Origin of the sequence: Prevotella sp. P4-67, from assembly GCF_002251325.1 — a bacterium.
Taxonomy (GTDB): domain Bacteria; phylum Bacteroidota; class Bacteroidia; order Bacteroidales; family Bacteroidaceae; genus Prevotella.
This window is the reverse complement of the sequence record NZ_NPJL01000009.1, coordinates 26,212-45,931: the sequence shown is the minus strand read 5'-3', so window position 1 is coordinate 45,931 and position 19,720 is coordinate 26,212. Positions and strand designations below refer to the sequence as shown.

General features: G+C 55.8%; 15 protein-coding genes. 1 reads left to right on the top strand and 14 read right to left on the bottom strand.

What is annotated here, in order from left to right; translation table 11 throughout:
* Positions 1-7: 7 nt before the first annotated feature.
* From CIK92_RS00690 to gmd, 5 genes are all read right to left on the bottom strand, one after another.
* Positions 8-4,171, bottom strand: a complete 4,164-nt coding sequence (locus CIK92_RS00690) for a PKD domain-containing protein (RefSeq protein ID WP_094387815.1) — start codon at positions 4,169-4,171, stop codon at positions 8-10.
* Position 4,172: 1 nt separating this feature from the next.
* Positions 4,173-7,064, bottom strand: a complete 2,892-nt coding sequence (locus tag CIK92_RS00685; RefSeq protein WP_094387814.1) for a leucine-rich repeat domain-containing protein — start codon at positions 7,062-7,064, stop codon at positions 4,173-4,175.
* 16 nt (positions 7,065-7,080) lie between these two features.
* Positions 7,081-7,281 carry a hypothetical protein gene (locus CIK92_RS00680; protein ID WP_094387813.1) on the bottom strand — a complete coding sequence of 67 codons (201 nt, stop codon included), beginning with the start codon at positions 7,279-7,281 and terminating at the stop codon, positions 7,081-7,083.
* A gap of 585 nt (positions 7,282-7,866) precedes the next feature.
* Complete coding sequence (locus tag CIK92_RS00675) at positions 7,867-9,075, bottom strand: GDP-L-fucose synthase (protein ID WP_094387812.1); 1,209 nt, start codon at positions 9,073-9,075, stop codon at positions 7,867-7,869.
* A gap of 7 nt (positions 9,076-9,082) precedes the next feature.
* Positions 9,083-10,195 (bottom strand): GDP-mannose 4,6-dehydratase, encoded by a 1,113-nt coding sequence (gene gmd, locus CIK92_RS00670; protein ID WP_094387811.1) that lies wholly within the window; start codon positions 10,193-10,195, stop codon positions 9,083-9,085.
* A gap of 584 nt (positions 10,196-10,779) precedes the next feature.
* Between gmd and CIK92_RS00660 the strand changes: the two genes are divergently transcribed.
* On the top strand, positions 10,780-11,007 hold the full coding sequence (locus CIK92_RS00660; protein WP_144289283.1) for a hypothetical protein: 228 nt from the start codon (positions 10,780-10,782) through the stop codon (positions 11,005-11,007).
* Here the strand turns inward: CIK92_RS00660 and CIK92_RS00655 are convergent.
* The 9 genes from CIK92_RS00655 to CIK92_RS00615 all read right to left on the bottom strand — a co-directional run bounded on the left by CIK92_RS00655 (position 10,990) and on the right by CIK92_RS00615 (position 19,718).
* Positions 10,990-11,547 carry an RloB family protein gene (locus CIK92_RS00655; RefSeq protein WP_094387808.1) on the bottom strand — a complete coding sequence of 186 codons (558 nt, stop codon included), beginning with the start codon at positions 11,545-11,547 and terminating at the stop codon, positions 10,990-10,992. The genes CIK92_RS00660 and CIK92_RS00655 overlap by 18 nt on opposite strands.
* Before the next feature lie 2 nt (positions 11,548-11,549).
* A complete protein-coding gene (locus tag CIK92_RS00650) occupies positions 11,550-12,779 on the bottom strand; it encodes an ATP/GTP-binding protein (protein ID WP_094387807.1) in 1,230 nt (409 codons plus the stop codon).
* Between the two features lie 218 nt (positions 12,780-12,997).
* Positions 12,998-14,227: an FtsX-like permease family protein gene (locus tag CIK92_RS00645; RefSeq protein WP_094387806.1), complete on the bottom strand. Its 1,230-nt coding sequence runs from the start codon at positions 14,225-14,227 to the stop codon at positions 12,998-13,000.
* A complete protein-coding gene (gene rbfA, locus CIK92_RS00640) occupies positions 14,227-14,565 on the bottom strand; it encodes a 30S ribosome-binding factor RbfA (protein ID WP_094387805.1) in 339 nt (112 codons plus the stop codon). Before rbfA ends, CIK92_RS00645 begins: the two co-directional genes overlap by 1 nt.
* Complete coding sequence (gene murI, locus CIK92_RS00635) at positions 14,566-15,408, bottom strand: glutamate racemase (RefSeq protein ID WP_022309615.1); 843 nt, start codon at positions 15,406-15,408, stop codon at positions 14,566-14,568.
* Positions 15,405-15,911 (bottom strand): OmpH family outer membrane protein, encoded by a 507-nt coding sequence (locus CIK92_RS00630; protein WP_022309616.1) that lies wholly within the window; start codon positions 15,909-15,911, stop codon positions 15,405-15,407. The genes murI and CIK92_RS00630 overlap by 4 nt, the downstream gene beginning before the upstream one ends.
* A 79-nt stretch (positions 15,912-15,990) precedes the next feature.
* Complete coding sequence (locus tag CIK92_RS00625) at positions 15,991-16,485, bottom strand: OmpH family outer membrane protein (protein ID WP_022309617.1); 495 nt, start codon at positions 16,483-16,485, stop codon at positions 15,991-15,993.
* 21 nt (positions 16,486-16,506) lie between these two features.
* Positions 16,507-17,025: an OmpH family outer membrane protein gene (locus CIK92_RS00620; RefSeq protein WP_094385306.1), complete on the bottom strand. Its 519-nt coding sequence runs from the start codon at positions 17,023-17,025 to the stop codon at positions 16,507-16,509.
* 83 nt (positions 17,026-17,108) lie between these two features.
* A complete protein-coding gene (locus CIK92_RS00615; RefSeq protein WP_094385376.1) occupies positions 17,109-19,718 on the bottom strand; it encodes an outer membrane protein assembly factor in 2,610 nt (869 codons plus the stop codon).
* Between the last annotated feature and the right edge of the window lie 2 nt (positions 19,719-19,720).

The window sequence follows — 19,720 nt, the reverse complement described above, 5'->3', positions numbered from 1 at the left end:
TTCAGTTTCACTTACAAATCATTTTCTTTCCGTTCACGATATAAATGCCGTGGCCTTGGGTCTGCTCGAGCTTGCGGCCCTGGATGTCGTAGAGTTTGCGGTCGTGGCTGTCGGCATCGATGGTGTCTATGCCGGTGGCGGTACCGTCGGTTATCTCGACTCCTATGGGTTGAGCCTCAGTGTCGGCAGCCGCTACGCGGGCGACACGTGCCGGGCGGGTGGTCCTGAGCAGACAGCGGTGTCCGCTCATGCTGTCGCCCGTGGGGCTGATGATGACTATGCGCACTCCGTCGCGGGTGTTGCGGGTCACCATCTGGTAGCGCATCGAGCCGAGTGCCAGTTTGACATCGGTGGCAGCGACACCCTTGAGCGTGATGTCGATGGCGCCCACATTGTCGGCGGCATCTATCCACAGCTCGCCGTCGGCCATAGCCAGCCTGTTGGCGGTAGCCGCTCCGCGAGCCTTGATGCGTGACATGCGCACAGCCATAGCCTCGCTGCTCTCTTCGGTGCCTATAAACAGGTTGATGGTAGCCACCACGTCCTGCACATTGATAGAGTTGCTGGCGTAGGTGTCGGCAGCCATGAAGTTGAATGAGCCACTCTGCGTACCCATAATATAGTTGAGCGTATGCTGGGCATCGAGTACATCGATGCCGCCGTCGGCATTGGCGTCGCCCTTGGCCCAAGCCAGCGTCGCCCTCATGCGGGTTCCGGCCGCCGGACAGTACTGCGGGCGTACGACAAACTCGGTGCCGCTCGGCTGGCGGTAGTCTCCGCCCAAGTCGTAGCGGTAAGCGCCGTCGCGGTAGACCATCTCGCCCACATAGTTCTCGCCCTTCACGGTGTAGAAGCGCAGCGTGGGACGGCCGTTGAAGTGCTGCCCGGCGTGGCTGTATGCCAACAGCGAGTTGAGAGTCACCCCCGCGCCCTGGTCACCTACGGTCCACGCCTGTAGAGGTATGGTCTGCAGGCTCTTGCCTTCGTTCTGATAACTCAGGTCGACCGATGTGATGGTGGCGGGAAGCAGGTCGGTGATTTCCGTAATCTGGTTGTAGCTCAGGTCGAGCCTCTCCAGCTTGGGCAACTGCCGGCAGAAGGTAGCTACGTTGCCCCTCAGACTGTTGCGACTCAGGTTGAGAGAGGTGAGATGGTTCATCTGGAAACCCTCTACGGGCAGTTCGCCCTGGAGGTTGTTGTTGCTGAGACTGATGGAGGTGACGTGGCCCTCGGTGTCGAAGGTCACGCCGGGCCAGCCCGTCGCTGTTATCGCACTGGAGTTTATCTTCCATGTCTTTATCCATACCTCGCCGTTGGTGGCTTGCCATAGTTTCTTCAACGCCAGATAGTCGGCGTCGGCGATATAACGGTCTACGATGGTCACGGGGTCGGCATCCATACAGTTGTTGCTGCGGTTGTTCTCTCTCTCACCCGAGTGGACATTGGCGTAGACATTGTAGTAGGCGGTGCCCACCGATGCCTCGGGGCTTCTCACCGTGAATGTGACTTCGTATTCGCCTCCTGGCTCCACCGTGCCGTAGTGGGTCTGATAAGCCACATCCTTGATGCCCGAGAAGTCGGCATTGGGGCTGTAGTGCACTGCGTCGTTCCACGAACTGGTGGTGGCGCCGCGACCCACATTGCGTATCACGGCCTTGATGGTGAAGTCGGTATTGGCTTTGACCTCCTCGGGCACCGTGATTGATACCACTTCGAGGTCGGCGAGATACCTGATGTTGAGCGTGCGTCTCTCGCTGTCTACGGTCTCACCACATTCGCCGTGGGCGGTGACGTACCACTCATACGTGGCACCCTCTGCCACATCGAGCGAGATGGCGGTGCCGGTGGTACGTTTGACTACCTCGTCGTCGGTGATGTCGGTGCGAATCAGGTGGATGGTATAGCCCTCGACGCCTGCACCCATGTCGGTCCAGGTAAAGTAGACAGGCGCAAAGTTTCTCAGCGCGTTGTTGTCGGGCACGCCGAGAGAGAGCTTGCGACCCGTGATGACGGGCTTCACGTACACCTTATATATATATGTATATATGGGCGTGCCGTCGAGGGTCACCTCTACGTGGTAGGTCACGAGGTCTTTGGCGGTGCCCTTGTTGGTGAGCGTCATGGCGGGCAGATTGCCGGTGCCTATGGCCTGATAGCCCTCGACCTGGCAACCCTCTGCCACGCTGGCAGTCCACTTTACCTTTACCTTGTCGCTGGTGCTGATAGAGGTGAATGTCTCGGGCTGGGTCTGAGTGCCCGAACAGATGGTCTGACTGCTGTATCGGTCTATCTCCGAGGCCAGGATGACGGCACCGTTGATAGCCATGTCGGCATTGACACCCTCCAGATGAGGCAGCAGCGCCATGAGCTGTTGCAGACGGGCCTGGTTGGAACCCGCGCTGAAGTTGATGGTAATCTTGCGTTGGGCTTCGTTGCAGAAGGTCATCTTGACCTTGGCGGCAGCCAGCTTGTCGGCAAGCGTCTTGACGAGAGCCAGCGTGGCGGCATCGGTCGCGTCGAGCGTGTGGTCCTTGGCGCCAGCCACGCGGATGCTGATGGCGCCGTCGGGAGTACACTGTGACAGCAGGCTGAACGCCTCGTGGAGCGAGGTGAAGTTGCGCGCACCCACCGCCGTGGCGTCCAGTGTGTAGTCGCCATTGGCTGTCCACGTGTTGGCGGGGTTTATCACGATGGTCTGCTCTGCCTCGGCGGTCTTGATGACGCCTCGGGCGGTGAGCTTGACCGTGTAGCTGCCAGCCTCGGCATAGATGTGCATGGGGTTGCGCTCGGTGCTGGTGGTGCCGTCGCCGAAGTCCCACGCGAAGCTGCGTGCATTGTCGGTACTCAGGTTGGTAAACTGGGCGCGGTTCATGTAGCGGTCTACGGAGAACTGTGCCTGCAGGTCGCCCTCCTCGAGGGTGACGACGCTTATCTTGCCAGGACGAGAACTGAAGGTGACGGCATTGTCGTTGGCATTGATGGCGCTGATGTCGGCAAAGCTCACGTCGTAGACGCCGTCTTCGATGGCACTGAGGGTGGTCACGGGGATGCGCACCACGGCTCCGTTGCTCTCGCTTATCTGTGTGCCTCCGCTGATGTTGACCGTGAGCCGCTGGCCGTCCTGACTGGCTGTCACGCTATACGCCGAGGTGCGCAGCGTGGTCTCTATCCGTGAGGCGTCGGCCTGGATGTTGTCGGGCAATACCAGCGTGAAGGTGAGCTGCTTGATGCCGAAGGTGTTCTCCATATAGACAGGCATCAGGGTGGTCTCGCCACGGTAGATGGAGGTCGATGTGGCGTAGAGCGCGAAGTGGTGGTTCTTGTCGGTCGATGGGTCTGCGGGCGACGGAGGCTGATAGACATAGTGTGCCACCAGCCTGATGTCTTCGGTGCCCATCCAGGCGCCATAGCCGTTGGTCGTGCCGACCACCTCGCCGTCCTGGGTCCAGTTTTTCAGTACGTAGTTGTTGTTGTTATACGCCGAGATGCTGAACCAGCTGCCTTCCGACACCTGGAAACTCTTGCTCTGCGAGAACGAAGCAGCCGATGCCGGCTCGGCAGAGAAGTGTACCCAGTGGCGGGGCTTGGTCTCCGAAGGCTCGCCGGGGCTGCCGGGGGTGAAGCGGTAACGGGCGGTGAGAGTCTCGTCGTTGGCGGTCACGGTGTACTGCATCTTGCGCTCGCGGCTCACCTCGTCGCCGGCGCTGTTGGTCCAGTTGACGAAGGTGAAGTTGGAGTAGGTGCCAGCTTCGAGATGCACGATAGTGCCCTCCTTATACTCGCTGGTGCTCTCCTTGTTTACCGTCGAGGGGTCGTAGGCTATGGTGAGGCGGCTGGTAGCCACGCGCTCATAGTGGGCGGTGAGGGTCTCGTGGGCATTGGTCGTGGTGTAGGTAAACCTTGACCAGTCGCTCACGGGTTGGTCTTTGCTGTCGGTCCAGCCTCTGAACTGCCAGCACTCGGCGGTGGCGGTGGCAGAGACCGTCACCCGGGAGTTGACCGTATAGTGTCCGCTGCCCGAGGTGGTAGCCGCCTCGGCAGGCACAGCCTTGACGCTGAGCTTGTAGCGCGACGAGGGCTCGGCGGGGCTGTCGGGGTTCCATCCCTGACCACGCGCCCACAGACACATCATGAGCGCTACGATGGTCAGTATATATCTTGTAGTCCTCATCTTACTTCACGATTTTCTTGTGGTTCTGGATATAGATGCCCTTGGGGGCGGTAGTGCTCACGCGGATGCCGTCGAGCGTATAGATGGCACCGTCGGTCTGGGCGCCGGGCTTGATGGCGTCGATGCCGGTGGTGGTAGTGTCGAAACCTATGGTGAAGCGGTTGTCTTCCACGCCTTCATCGGCGGCGAAGGTGTAGGGCAGTTCGACCTCTACGCCGTAGTCGTAGAGGCGGGCGCGCACGTCGTTGCGGGGCATGGTGATGGTGTAGGTGCCGCTATGGGCAATCTGCACACCCACCTTGACGCTGCCGCTCTGGTGGGCTCCCTCGTTGATGGCATAGATGTCGCCGGCAGCGTGGGTGTAGATTTGCGGCGTGGTGCCGTCGGCCATCATCTTGGTGGCGTCGTTGTCGGCACAGAAGTCATCTGAGGCTGCATGATTGACCACCACGCGGGTGAGGTCGGTGGTGCTGCCGTCGGTGATGGCCAGTTCTACGAAGTGGCGGCTTGCCACTACGGGCGTCATGCGTGGTGCGGCGGCAGAGCGGTCTATCGTCTTGGTAGCTTGGCGGCCGTCGGTGCGGAAGGTGAGTTCGCTGATGAGCGTGGGCTTCTGCACGAAGAATGCCTGGAAGGGGCGCAGCGCCACCTGGTCGTCGGCCACACTCTTGGCGGTGAAGGTGCGGTTGTCGGTGTCCCACAGGGTGATGGGGGCGGTATAGTCCATGTAGTAGATGTCAAAGAATGAGGGGTAGGGATTGCCCACGAGGTTCCAGTTGGCGTCGTTGCTCACCGACGAAGCATGCTCCTGCAGCGTCAGCGTCACGTCGTGGCTCTTGAAGATGTGGTTGCGGGTGTCGTCGCTGGCGGTAAACTGGCACCAGCTGTCGTCGCTGGCGCAGAAGATGTAGCCCTGGCCCTCGCGGAGGATGGCGTCGTCGGCCACGTCCTTCCAGTTGTTGCCGGCACCGTTCTGGGCGCGGCTCTCCGCATCGTAGTAGCGCACGGCCACAGCACCCTTAGAGATGATTATGTCGCTACGCTTCACGTCGAAGGGCATGGTGATGTAGTACCAGTAGTTGTTGGCCAGATAGTGGTTGACCTTGACCGAGGCTGCCGTCATCTGGTTGCAGCGGCTTATCGTCACGGGGCAGTTGTCGCTTATGTTTGCCCAGTGGTAATAGTTGCCCAGCGACTGGGGATTGTTGCCATTGACGATGAGTATGCCCTTGATGGGATAAGAGCCGCCCTGGTAGTTCATCGTGATGTCGGGGTTGCCAGGGATGCGCGAGTTGGTGCTCAGCTCGAGCTTGCCGTAGAGGTCTATATAGCCAGCCGGGTTGGGGTTGCTGTCTACCGAGGTAAACTGGCTCCAGTAGCTGTGCTGCTTGTAGCTGATCATGGCGTAGTCGGGCACATAGAGCGTCACGCCCGAGAGGCTGTAGAATGGTGAGCTGTTGGTCGATGGGGGAGCCGGAGCGGCAAGGTAGACGCGCTTGAGCTTGCCAGAGCTGCTATAGAAACAGCTGTTGCCCAGTTCGCGTATAGAGCTGCCCATCACCACTTCTTCCAGGCTCGAGCAACTGCTGAATGCATCGCTTGGGATGTAGGTTATCTTGTCGCCCATCTTCACCGTGGTAAGCGAAGAGCAGCCGTTGAAACAATACGACGACATAGAACTGATTTTGGGCAGCTCTACGCTCTTCAGGGCTTGGCAGTTTCTGAAAGCATAGCTTCCCAGGTCGGTGATATCGGCAAAGTTGAATGATTGCAGCGTCTTTGCGCCTTCAAAGGCATTGCTCTTGACCTCACCGGGCTGCAGGTCGCTGGCGGTCTCCAAGGCTTCACAGTATTTGAAACAATCGCCATAGATGGTTCTGACATTGACACCACCAGTGACGGTCTTGAGCGCTTCGCAGTTGTAGAAGCTGCCGATGTTGAGAGAGGTGAGGCCTGTGCCCAACTTGGCGGTGATGAGTTTTTTGTTGTCTCTGAATACATGTGTATCCATAGAGGTCACATTGTCGGGTATCTCTACCTCGGTGATGTTGTTGAATGCGAAGGCTTCTTTGCCTATTGTCTCCAGCGTGGTAGGCAGTGTGAGCTTGCCGGTAATGGGGCGGCGGTAGAAAGCCTCCTTGCCGATGGTCTTGAGGCAGGTAGGCAGGTCGACAAACCGCAGCGACGAACTGCTGAAGGCATTGTCGGGGATGTCGGTTATCTGCGCATTGGTGAGGTCAATGCATTTGAGCCCCGTCATGTTTTTGATGGAGCTCCAGTCGTCGGCATTGAGCTTGCCCGAGAGCCTCAGAAACTGCATCTCGGGGAGCGTGTTGACCAGATTGAGTGCCTCTACGCCCAGGGTGCCTGGTGCGGCGAGGTCTATGGTCATCATCTGGCTCTCGGCAGTGTAGAGTGCGATGTCGCTCACGGTCATTACCTGAGTGTAGCTGCTGTGGTTGCTGAGATGCTTGTGGGTAAAGGTGATGGTATGTTCTCCCTCGTCCAGAATGAAATAATGGGTGTAGTACGACTTGGTCGTATAACTGGAATAATTACTGTACAGGGTGTTGTCGTCGAAGGTCACAATCTTGCGGTCATACTCTCCATAGGGGTAGAAGTCGGCAGTGAAGCCGTAGGAGAATATGGTGCGTCCGGTAGCGCGAAACTTGATGGTGAAGGTCTGCGATGTGGTATTAGACGACTTGCCCACGGTGCTTGTCGCCACTCCGTCGGCTATGGCCCAGGGGTTGTTGGCATCGTTGGTCACTTCGGTCAGCTCGATGCCATCACTCTTGGTGATGATGGTGCGCAGCTCTTCGTCTATGGCTGCCATGGCACTGTTGAGCCCAGTCAGGATGAGGGCTACGGTGAGTAGGAGAGTTTTTTTCATATTGGTAAGGGTTAAGTTAATAATCAGTGTTGTCGGTATCCCAGAGATAGGTGCCTGAGTGCATGGGTGGGTTGCCACTGTCGCTTGCACTGCCACCGTTGCCGATGGAGCTTCCACCGGGACCGCTGACGGTGCCAGAAGTCACATTCATCAGCCGGGTGGAAACGCGTATGAGTTCCGCCACGGGCTTCACATAGTAGGTTTTCATCTTTTTCATTGTTATATCGGTTTAAGTGATTATCTCGCAAGTTATAATAATTCTCTCCAGACTGCAGGCCAAGGTAGGGGCGGGGCAGGATAGATGGATAGTCTGCTGCAAATATACCTATTAAAGATGTGACCGGCCATAAAAAATCGCAACATAAATTGGTATGAATCGGACATTCGCTGGTATAAATCGGACATTTTGGGAAAAATCACGATGAAATGGGCGTTTTTTGATAGTACAGGGTTGGCGAAACCGAGGAAGCATAAGCGCGCCGCGGCTGCCCACAGGGAGCGCACGGGATGGCGGAGAGCGGCGGCGAAGACTATCGATGCGGGTAGCCCACGGGGCATACAGCGCCGCCGGAAGCACCGTGGGCGGCTCGTAACAGAAGGCACGAGCCTGCGTATCGGAAGGCACGAGCCCGCGTATCAAATGTCACGTGGTCACGTATCATAAGTCACGAGCCCCGCCAGATGGTCGCGGCGCCGCCGAAGGTGGCGAGTGGCAGAACAAAAACGGCAGCAGTGACACGTGTCGACTGCTGCCGTAGGGGTAGGGGAAAAGAGAGTGGCGGTGGGGGCACCGTGGGCGAGGTCAGCTGAGGCTCTCGCGATACCAGTCGTAGAGTCGGCGCACGCCGTCTTCTATCTCCACCTTGTGGGTCCAGCCCAGCGAGTGGAGTTTGGTCACGTCGATGAGCTTGCGCATGGTGCCGTCGGGACGGGAGGCGTCGAAGTCTATGGTGCCTTCAAATCCCACTGCCTCGGCCACAAGATGGGCAAGCTGGCGGATGGTGAGCTCCTTGCCCGTGCCCACATTGATGTGGCAGTTGCGTATCTCGCCCAGTTCGGGGATGGCTCCGCCGCGACCCTCGGAGTTGTTGCGGTCTACGCGGCCGTCGGTCTTGGCGCCATAGAACACGGAGCTGTAGCGGTCTATGCCTATGATGTCGCTGAAGTCGACATGGAGCAGCACGTGGACGCTGGCGTCGGCCATGTCTTCGCTCCAGAGAAACTCGCGCAAGGGTGAGCCTGTGCCCCAGAGCACCACGCGGTTGTCGTAGATGCCGTAGTAGGCGAGCGCACGGAGAATGCGGTCGGGCTGGCTGTGGCCGTCTACGTTGCCCTCGCCGATGATGTCGCGCAGGGCGTCGGTGGGGTTGATGGGGCGCTTGTCCATATCGCGTGCTATGCTGTGCCAGTCGCCCTCGTGGATGAGCTTGGCGAGGTAGACCTTACGCATCATGGCTGGCATGACATGCGAATTTTCGAGGTGGAAGTTGTCGTTGGGTCCATAGAGGTTGGTGGGCATCACAGCGATGAAGTTGGTGCCATACTGGAGATTGTAGGACTCGCACATCTTGAGTCCGGCTATCTTGGCGATGGCATACTCCTCGTTGGTGTACTCCAGGGGCGAGGTGAGCAGGCAGTCCTCGCGCATGGGCTGGGGTGCCTGCTTGGGGTAGATGCAGGTAGAGCCGAGGAAGAGCAGCTTCTTCACGCCGTGGGTGTAGGCGTTTTCTATCACGTTGCACTGCATCTTCATGTTCTGCATGATGAAGTCGGCGCGGTAGAGCGAGTTGGCCATGATGCCGCCCACAAAGGCTGCGGCGAGTACCACGGCGTCGGGGCGCTCCTGGTCGAAGAAGTCCTTGACAGCCTGCTGGTCGGTGAGGTCGAGCTCGCTGTGGGTGCGGCCCACCAGATTGTGGTAGCCGCGCGACTGGAGATTGTTCCAGATGGCCGAGCCCACGAGTCCGCGGTGCCCGGCGATGTATATCTTGGCGTTCTTAGAGAGTGTCATCGGTGTGTTATTTTACAATTCCCTTTTCCAGATATTCGGCGAGGTTCATGCGCACCTTGGCGGCGGCACCTTCAGAGGCAACCTTGGCCATATCGTGCTCTACCATGATGCGTACCAGTTCCTCGAAAGGCGTGGTGTTGGGGTTCCAGCCCAGTCGGGCGCGTGCCTTGGTGGGGTCGCCCCAGAGGTTGACCACGTCGGTGGGACGGTAGAAGTCGGGCGACACCTCGACGAGGGTCTTGCCCACGAGAGTCTCGGGTCCGCTCACGCAGATGCCCTTCTCGTTCTCGTCCTTGCCCTCCCACTTGAGCTCGATGCCGACATAGTGGAACGCCAGCTCGGCAAACTCGCGCACGCTGTGCTGGACGCCGGTGGCGATGACATAGTCTTCGGGCTTGGAGGCCTGGAGGATGAGCCACATGCACTCCACGTAGTCCTTGGCGTAGCCCCAGTCGCGCAGCGAGTCGAGGTTGCCCAGATAGAGCTTGTCCTGCAGTCCCTGGGCAATGCGTGCTGCGGCGAGGGTAATCTTGCGCGTCACGAAAGTCTCGCCTCGGCGCTCGCTCTCGTGGTTGAAGAGGATGCCGTTGCAGCAGAACATGTTGTAGGCGTCACGATATTCCTTGATAATCCAGTATCCGTAGAGTTTGGCGACGGCATAGGGGCTGAAGGGGTGGAAGGGCGTGTTCTCATTCTGAGGCACTTCCTCTACCTTGCCGTAGAGCTCGGATGTCGAGGCCTGGTATATCTTGCACGACTGGGCGAGTCCCACCTTGCGCACGGCTTCGATGATGCGCAGCACGCCCACGGCGTCTACATCGGCGGTGAACTCGGGTGAGTCGAAGCTCACCTGTACATGGCTCTGTGCTGCCAGGTTGTATATCTCAGTAGGGCGCACGTCTGCCACTACGCCCACGATAGACATGGAGTCGCCTAGGTCGGCATAATGGAGGTGGAAATGGGGCCGTCCTTCAAGGTGGGCTATGCGTTCACGATGGTCTACCGACGAGCGGCGGATGATGCCGTGCACGTCATAACCTTTGTCCAGCAGGAGTTCTGCCAGATACGAACCGTCTTGTCCTGTAACGCCCGTGATGAGGGCAATGTTCTGTTTGCTCATAATTACAATGTATTATTAGTTTGTTATTCCGTAGTCTCGGATGATTGCCTCCGCCGCGTCAGTGGCTTCGGCTGCGGGGTTGGGGTGCTTGGCTGTTGGGTTGGGGTGCTTGGTTGCGGTGTTGGGGTGGTTTGCTGCGGGTTGGGGTGATTGGCTGTTGGGTTGGGGTGGTTGGCTGCAGAGTGGGCAGGCCTCAGGTAGGGCTGGATGGTAGCTTTCTGCAGATAGGGTTTGCTTGGCTGCAGATTGGGCAGGCCTCCGGTAAGGCTGGATGGCAGCTTTCTGCAGATAGGGGTTGCTTGGCTGCAGAGTGGGCAGGCCTCCAGTAGGGCTGGAGGGCTTCTGCTCTCCGCCATCAGTGCTGGCCTTATCCACGAAAACCAGCCCACAGTGTGCAAAGGTAACGCTTTTAGTTGGAATAAGTATCAAAAATAAGAGGAAAATATCATTTTCCAAAGTTTTTGCGATCTGGGGAGGCAGGGAATGAGTCAATTATGGACGACAAATTGATAGAAACGACAGCAGCCCAGCCCTCTGGCTCTGCACTGCTGACTTTGCTGCTGTAGGGAATGTAGGGAAGAATTGTGTACATGACCGCCTTCTCCGTAGGGGCAACAGGCGCAGATCCTCTACGCCCTCCGCCTGCTGTAGTCACCATCAGCGATGCAATCACAACAGCCAATCAACCTCGTATCGATGGCCTTTACCGCAAAAAAGCCGAACGAAATGCCACAAAAAAGCCGATTGAAATGCCACAAAAAAGCCGAACGGCAAGGAGGAATATGAAGAAAAAACTATGCCTTGCCCTCTAAAATATCCAGTAACTTGAATATGCGGCTGGAGGGATTGTGGAAATCTTTGAGCCCTTTGGCTCTGCGGATGGCATCGGCAATATGCTCTCTGAGAAACCCCTTTTGTGTATCTGTATAGGTGGCTTTGCTATAATTTTGCCAAACGGGTGCGCTTCTTTTTAGCTCCTTGATAACCGCAGTGGAACTCAATGCAGATGTCTGGTCTTTCACGTGTAGGAGTAGCCATACCTCAAAGCACGGGTTGCTTAGCAGCAGTTCGGCTTTGCATGCCATAAGTTTGTCATTGATGGCGGGGACATCCATATCATACATGAGAAATGTATCGACCTTGTCGAATGGGGATATTTTGAGTTCTCTGGCGTGCTTGTCAATAAGAGGCTGGGTTATTCTGTTACCTTCGATATGTGAGACAATGCGCACCGGCGACTTGTACCATTTCCTTATAAGATTCAGATATTCCACCTCTGTTTCGCCTTCGCAGATAACCAAGGCAATCTTGCGCATCCGTTTATAGGGCGCCTTCTCTCGCTTGCTGGCCATAGTTAATCCTCCAACAGATGTTTGATGCTATCAACCGATGAGTCAACGTATGGCACAGCATCGAAGCGCCCTTGGATGTAGCCCTTCTCGGCATCCATGTTTTCACGGAAGTCTTTGAAATCATAGAGGGAATAGACCTCGGTGGCTCCGTCTTCAGACTTGTTGACGAAAACTATCTGGTCTCTTCTCAATCTCTTGACATCTATCAGATTGGTGTTGTGGGAAGAGAAGAGCAGCTGGCTTCCTTCTGAAGCATGAATTAGGTCGAGGATGAAATCGGCCAATCGGGTGTGGAGACCGAGGTCAAACTCATCCATCATGATGCTTTTCTTGTTTTTGACCACATCCAGGAGTCGTATCAGTATTTGGAAGAGCTTACGGGTACCGTTGGATTCTTCAAGGTCAAGGTCGAACATCACATCTTTATTATTGCGATGGTAGGTCTTGAACTTGAGAACATCGACCAACTGGAAGGAAATGTCTCCCTGGCCAGGAATGGCGACAGGTGCAGGAATCTGCTCTTTGCGGGCTTTAATGTCGGTAATGTCTATGTCACAGATTTCAAGAGCTTTGAGTATTACTCTTTTGTAGGTGTTGAAATTGTCAAGAGCCATCATCTCATTGATGTTGGTGAGGCCGAGCAGAAACTGATTCATAAAGTAGCGGTACAGCTTCTGGGCTATCTCTCTGTTCATGGAACTGGCTCTGCTCAAGAAGAGGTTCTTGTCACTGGTATTTAATGCCACATCCATAGGTTTGTTGATTACTCCGGTGCCGAAACTATACTTGCCGTCAGCATTGCGGACAAATATCTTTGCACGTCTGCCTACAGGATAGTGGTAGAGGCTCTCTCTGAGCACTTTGCTTCTGGTAAGTTCGAACGAGTACTCGTACTCCACATTGTCGCACACAAAATCAATCAAGAACTTGCTTGGCTTGTCCTGCCAGCCATCAAACTTGAATGGCTCGAAGCTGAAGATAGCGCCTTCGTTGAACTGGTGTGAATCCAGAATCAATCTGCAGCAGAAATTTATGGCTTTCAGAATGTTTGTCTTGCCCGACGCATTGGGGCCGAACAGACCAACAGATTTCAAGACAGGCACACCTTTCCACTCCATCAGGTTATGCCCCAATTCGCGAGCAAGTGTAGTGTTGATATTGGCAGCCCGGAAATCTATCCTTACTTGCTCTCTTATCGAGAAGAAGTTCTCAAACTCAATTTTAAGTACCATTACGCGCTTATATTTGTAGATTTTCTGCAAATATAGGTATTTATTTTGATTTAATGGCTATTCTCATTGTTAAAAATGCGGTAAGTACCTAAATTTTCACACCCATTGGCAACTCTCATTGGGTTGCCATGGGGCTGTCGGTTCTCATTCCAAATCTGTGGGGACTTGGGAGCGAAAGAGAGGGGGATGATGGGGATATGGGGTTGGTGGTGGCGGGATTAGCCCAAGAGGCGGCGGCTGAGGTAGCGGACGGGGTACCAGACGGCGAGCCAGCCTACGGCAATGACAGTGATGAAGATGAGGGCTACATCGTCGTAATGGACGCTGATGGGGTAGGCGTCGACGATGAATGAGGCATCGCTGTCGCCGAGGCGCACGAGCCCGAACTGCTGCTGGATGAAGCAGAGCAGGAGGCCGATGACGATACCCATCACTGCACCGGCGACGGAAATCATGCGACCCTCGAAGAGGAAGATGCGGGCTATCTGGCTGTCGGTGGCGCCGAGATTGCGGAGGGTGACCACATCGTTTTTCTTGTCGATGATGAGCATGGAGAGCGAGCCCACGATGTTGAAGCACGCCACGATGAGGATGAAGGTGAGGAAGACGTAGGCGAAGAGCTTCTCTATCTTCATGATTTTGAAGGTGTCGTCCTGCTGCTCAAAGCGGTCCTTGACGGTGTAGCTGTCGCCGGCGATGTTGGCTATCTCGCGCTTGGCGTCGGCAATGTCGGTTTCGGGCTTGAGGCGCAGTTCGAGCGAGGAAATCATGCCCTGCTGCCCGAAGAGATTGCGGGCCCAGGCGATGGGCACGATGATGTAGCGGGAGTCGTACTTGGACTGCTTGACCATGAAGAGCACACCGGGAGAGTCGAGCGAGTCGACGACAAAACCCTGCGTGGGGTCGGCCAGGTCGAGCTGACCCTCTCTGACGGGGGCATAGATGCGCAGCGCGTCGGTCCAACGGGTGCCGAGCGTGAGCTGCTGGGCGAGCTGTACGCCCACGATGCCGTAGTTGAGGTTGGCGGCGTGGAGACAGAATTCGCCGTCGCCGTAGAGAATGTCGGTGATGCGGGTGAGGTCGCGGAAATTGTCGTCGACACCCTTGATGGTTACCATCGCCTGCTTGTCCTGGTATACAGCCAGTGCATTGTCCTCGACACACTCGGTGGCAACATCCACATACGGCAATTGGCGTATGCGGGTGAGCAGCGGGTCGTCGGCAGGAGCCGTCTTGCCCTTGACCGGCGCAATCTCTATCTGCGGGTCAAAGCTGGTAAACAGCGTGGCCACCAGGTCGTGGAAGCCGTTGAAGGCGCTGAGCACGATGACCAGCGCCACCGTAGCCACGGCGACTCCGATGACAGAGATGAGGCTGATGACATTGATGGCGTGGGTACTCTTCTTGGAAAAGAGATAGCGCCTGGCGATGAATAACGGAAAGTTCACTATCCTTTTTTCAGAAGTTCGTCAATATGTTCGAGATAGTCGAGTGAATCGTCGATGAAGAATCTCAGCTCGGGGATGATGCGCAGCTGGTTGTGCACGCGGGTACCCAGTTCGTAGCGTATGCTCTTCTCGCTGGCGTTGATATTCTTCATTATCTCTTCGCTGCGCTCTGAGGGGAAGATGCTCAGATAAGCGGTGCAGATGCTGAGGTCGGGGCTGATGCGTACGCGGGTCACGCTCACCAGCACGCCATTGGTCTTGCGCGTCTGCGATTGGAAAATGGATGATAACTCTTTCTGCAGGAGTCGTGAAATACGGTTTTGTCTTGTTTCTTGCATTTACTCTAAATCTATATGTTCTATGTTTACGTGTTCGTGGAGGAACATCCGAGCGCCTTCGGCAAACTTGTCGGCGTTCTCGGTGGTGAGGTAGCGGCAGGTGGCGTTGCGTGTACACTTCTGCTCAATCTCGGGGTGGCGCACGAAATAGTCCTTGAGGCTGCTGGCCACATACTCGCCCTGGGGGATGATGCGCACGCCGGGTGGAGTGTATTTGAGTATCTTGGGCAGCAGGATGGGGTAGTGGGTACAGCCCAGGATGATGCTGTCGATGTCGGGGTCGAGCGACATCAGCTCGTCGATGCGCTTCTTGACGAAATAGTCGGCACCGGGACTGTCGGCCTCGTTGTATTCTACGAGCGGAACCCAGAAGGGACAGGCCACGCCAGAGATGTGGATGTCGGGCCAGAGCTTGCGAATCTCCATGTCGTAGCTGTGGCTCTTCACGGTACCCTCGGTGGCGAGCAGACCCACATGGCCGTTGCGTGTAAGATGGCCGATGGCCTCTACCGTTGGGTGTATCACGCCGAGCACGCGTCGCGAGGGGTCCCACTGGGGCAGGTCGTTCTGCTGTATGGTGCGCAGAGCCTTGGCCGAGGCGGTGTTGCAGCCCAGGATAACCAGCTGGCAACCCATGCGGAAGAGCTTGAGCACCGCTTGGCGGGTGAAGTCGTAGACCACATCAAACGAGCGCGGACCGTAAGGCGCGCGAGCATTGTCGCCCAGGAACACATAGTCATACTGGGGCAGCAGCTGGCGTATGCCATGCAGGATGGTGAGTCCTCCGTAGCCCGAATCGAAGATGCCGATAGGGCCTGGAGTCATGGGCAGCCGTTCGCTCATTTCAGACACTCTTTGACCAAGGTCGTGATGTCTTCGCCAAAGGCGCTGTTGGCGTAAGGCAGATTGTCGTTGTCGGTGTTGAGGATAAACATGAATCCGCGTGCTTCGCCTATACCACGCAGGGTTTCGGCCAGCTTGGCCTTGAGGGGAGCGTAAGATTCTGTCTCAGCCTGTGCCAGCAGTCGTTTGGCCTCTTCCTTGAACGCTATATTCTTGGCTATCAGTTCCTGCAACTCCACCTGGCGCTTGCGGAGGATAGTCGGAGCAAAGTCTTTCTGACCTTCAAGAAACTGTTCATACTTCTTGTTGAACTCGTCTTCCACGCGCTTCATCTCGTTGTCATACTTCTGCTTCAGGTCGGCCAGTTTGGTCTGTGCCACAGCATACTCGGGCATGAACTTCAGCACCTCCTGATAACTGAGATAACCATACTTGATGGTAGTCTGTGCCTGTGAGATCATAGGCAGCACCAACATAACTAAGGAAAAAAGCAGCTTTCTCATATCGGTAAGTTTTGTGTATTGAGAAAAAAGGACAGGCACTCTGGCCTGCCCTGTCATTTGTGATGAATGAGTGTCTGGATTACTTGCCTACCTTGGCCTTTACTTCCTCGGTAACGTCCTTCACGTTGTCGCCGAAGAACACTACGCCAGATGTGCCAATCTCGAAGATAGAGGTATATCCGCCAGCCTTGCCTACAGCTGTGATGGCGTTCTGTACCTTGGTGAGGATTGGCTCGAGCAGTGCGTTGTTCTTTTCAGAGAGTTCCTTCTGAGCGTCTTGGTATGCCTGCTGGATTTTGGCGTTCAGACCCTGCAGCTCTTCCTCTGTCTCCTTCTGCTTGGTAGGGTTCATGGCGCTTTTAGACTTCTCGTACTCCTGAGCCTTGCGTGTCAGCTCGTCCTGCATTGACTTCAGGTCGTTTTCCTTCTGCTTGCTCAGAGCAGCCATTTCTCCCTGTGCCTTGGCATAGTCGGGCAATGACTGTACTACTACCTGGGTGTTAACTTTGCCAAACTTCTGGGCGAATACAGCCATTGGTGCGCAAAGCATCAGCATCAAAATAAGTTTTTTCATTTCGTTTGTATTTAATTGTTATTAGTTATTGTTAGCGTAACCGAGTTTCTGGAGGATTTCGTTGGAGATGTCTATCTTGGGCGAACCGAAGATGATGGCGCTGTCACTGGCGCGGTCGAGCACCAAACTGTAGCCACGCTGCTCGCTTATCTCCTTGACCACGTTGTATATCTCTTCCTGAATGGGCGACATGAGGCTCTCGCGCTTCTTGAACAGTTCGCCCTCGGGGCCGAAGTACTTCTTTTTCAGGTCGGCGGCTTCCTTCTCCTTCAGCATGATTTCCTCCTGCTTGGCGGCCTTCTGCTCTTTGGAGAGGAATACTACCTCGTTCTGGTAGTTCTTGTACATGGTGGCGGCTTGGGTGTTGAGAGCCTCCACTTCGGCCTGCCACTTCTTGCTCACCTGGTTGAGCTGCTCGTTGGCACGCTCATAGGCGGGAATGTTCTTCAGCACATACTCCATGTCCATCAGGGCAAACTTCTGTGCGTGCGCCGTGATTGCCATCAGCGCGAAGACGCATATTGCCAATATCTTCTTCATACTTTTCCTTTGCTTGGTTTATGTATGTGACGCCGACGCTGTGATGTAAGTTACAGCGCCCGCGTCGCTTTTAATGATTATTATCAGAATTCCTGACCCAGGATGAAGTGGAAGTTGCTGCCACCCTTCTTTCCGTTGATGTTGTCGTTGTCGAAACCGTAAGCCCAGTCGATACCCATCAGACCAACCATCGGGAGGAAGATGCGGACACCGATACCTGCCGAGCGCTTCATGTCGAAGGGGTTGAACTTCTTGGTGTCGGTCCATGCGTTACCGGCTTCGGCGAAGCCCAGACCGTAGATGGTGGTGTTGCCCAGCATGAATGGGTAGCGCAGCTCCATGGTGAAGCGGTCATAGGCGTAGCCGTTGTATGCCAGCGAACCGTTCTCATAACCACGCAGACCCACAGTCTCTTCGGCGTAGCCTGATGAGTAGCCACTCATACCGTCACCACCCATGTAGTAGGTCTCGAAGGGCGACTTCTTGTACTTGTTGTAGCTGCCCAGCAGACCCATTTCCACGCGGGTCATCAGCACCAGACACTTCTGGCCGTTGGTCAGGGCGCTGTAGGTCTTGGCCTTGAACTTCCACTTGTGGTATTCCACCCAGCGATATTTCTCCTGCTGTTCCTGAGAGTAGGTAGCCGACTGGTAGTTGTTGGCGAGGTTCTTGTAGTCCTTGCCGTCCCACTTAGACCATGGCGGAGTGAGCGTTACCGAAGCCATGAACTCCGAACCGCGGCGGGGGAAGAGCTGGTTGTCGGTAGAGGTACGGCTCAGCGAGATGCTTAGGTTCAGGTTGTTGGCATTACCATTGGTCATGAGGAAGTAGCGCCAGTTCTTGAGCATATAGCGAGTGTAAGCCAGCGAGAGCGACAGCTGGAAGTAGTCGTCGGGCCAACGCAGACGCTTGCCCCAACCCAGCGAGAGACCAAACATCTTGACAAAGGTGTCGGGGTCATAGTAGTTCTCGTAGTTGTTGTAGTAGCTGCTGCCATAACCATACAGATAGTTGTAGTAGTTGTTCATCGCAGCACTATTATAATAGGTACTCGACACGTCGGTCTGCTTAGAGAAGAAGGCGCCGACAGAGAGCTGGATGGGGCGCTTGCCGCCAAACCAGTTGGTCGAATAGCTGGCGTTGTAGCTCTGGTAGTAGGTACCGTTGGTCTGGGCTCCCAACTGTAGCACTTCACCGTCGCCCACAGGCAGGATGCCGCGGTGCTCACGGTTCTTGTTGAAGAGGTTGCGCATCGAGAAGTTGTTCAGCTTCAGACCGATGCGGCCGATGACGCCAGTCTGTCCCCATCCCAGCGAGAACTCTATCTGGTCATTGCTCTTCTGCTCCAGATTCCAGTTGATGTCCACGGTTCCGTCCTCCACATTGGGCTGCACGTCGGGCAGCACCTTCTCGGGCTCGAAGTGACCCATGGATGCCAACTCACGCTGCGAACGCTGCAGGGCGTCCTTGGAGAAGAGGTCGCCGGGCTTGGTGCGCAGCTCGCGACGTACCACGTTTTCATACAGACGGTCGTTACCGTTGATGCGCACGTGGTTGATATGGGCCTGCGGACCCTCCTGAATACGCATTTCGAGGTCGATGCTGTCGCCTACCACGTTGACTTCGGCAGGCACCAGATTGTAGAACAGGTAACCCGTGTTCCAGTAGTTGTTGCCCACGGCGTCCTCGTCTTCGGTGAGTCGCTTGTTCAGCAGCTTCTGATTGTACACGTCGCCCTTGTTCATACCCAGCACGCGGCTCAGATAGTCGGTGGTATATACGGTGTTGCCCACCCACGAGATGTTGCGCAGATAGTACTTCTTGCCTTCATTCACCTTGATGCGTATGCTCACGTGCTTGTCGTCATGGTTCCACACGCTGTCAGAGATAATCTCGGCGTCGCGGAAACCGTACTCGTTGTATTTCTCAATCAGACGCTTCTTGTCGGCCTCCCAGCGCTCGGGGGTAAACTTCTTGGCTTTGAGGAAACTGCTCAGCGTACCCGCCTCATGGGTCTTGGCAAAGGCGCCCTTCTTGAAGAGGCCGCCCTTGATGACCTTGGTCTTCAGCTGATGGTTGCCCTCGATGTATATCTTGCGTACCTTCAGTTTCTCTTTCTTGTCGACCACCACATCGAGGATTACCTGGTTCTTGCCAGCTACGTCCTCGCGCTGGTTTATGTCTATCTCGGCGTTCTTGTAGCCTTTCTCGTCAAAATACTTCTTGGCCAGAATCTTGGCACGGTCTATAGAGTTGGGCGTCACCTGCATACCTTTGAGCAGACCCAGCTTGGTCTCCATATCCTCACGCTCCGACTTCTTCAGACCGATGTAGTTGATGGTCGACACGCGCGGACGCACCTGCAGATAGATGTGCAGATAGATTTTGTCAGCTATCAGCGAGTCGGCATAGATTTTCACCTTCGAGAAGAGGCCGTGCTTCCAGTAGCGCTTCACGGCGTCGGTAATCTGTGAGCCGGGGATGTCTATCTCCTGGCCCACGGTGAGTCCGGAGATGCCGGTGAGCACGTAGTCCTCATAGTTGTCCACGCCCGACACGTTGATACCGCCGATGGTCACCGTGCGGGGCGTACCGGCATAAGTTATCTCGGGATATACGATCTTGTCCTGTGCCTGCATGGCGGCGGTCCACAAGAGGGCGGTCACCACCAGCAATACCTTATTTATATTCATTT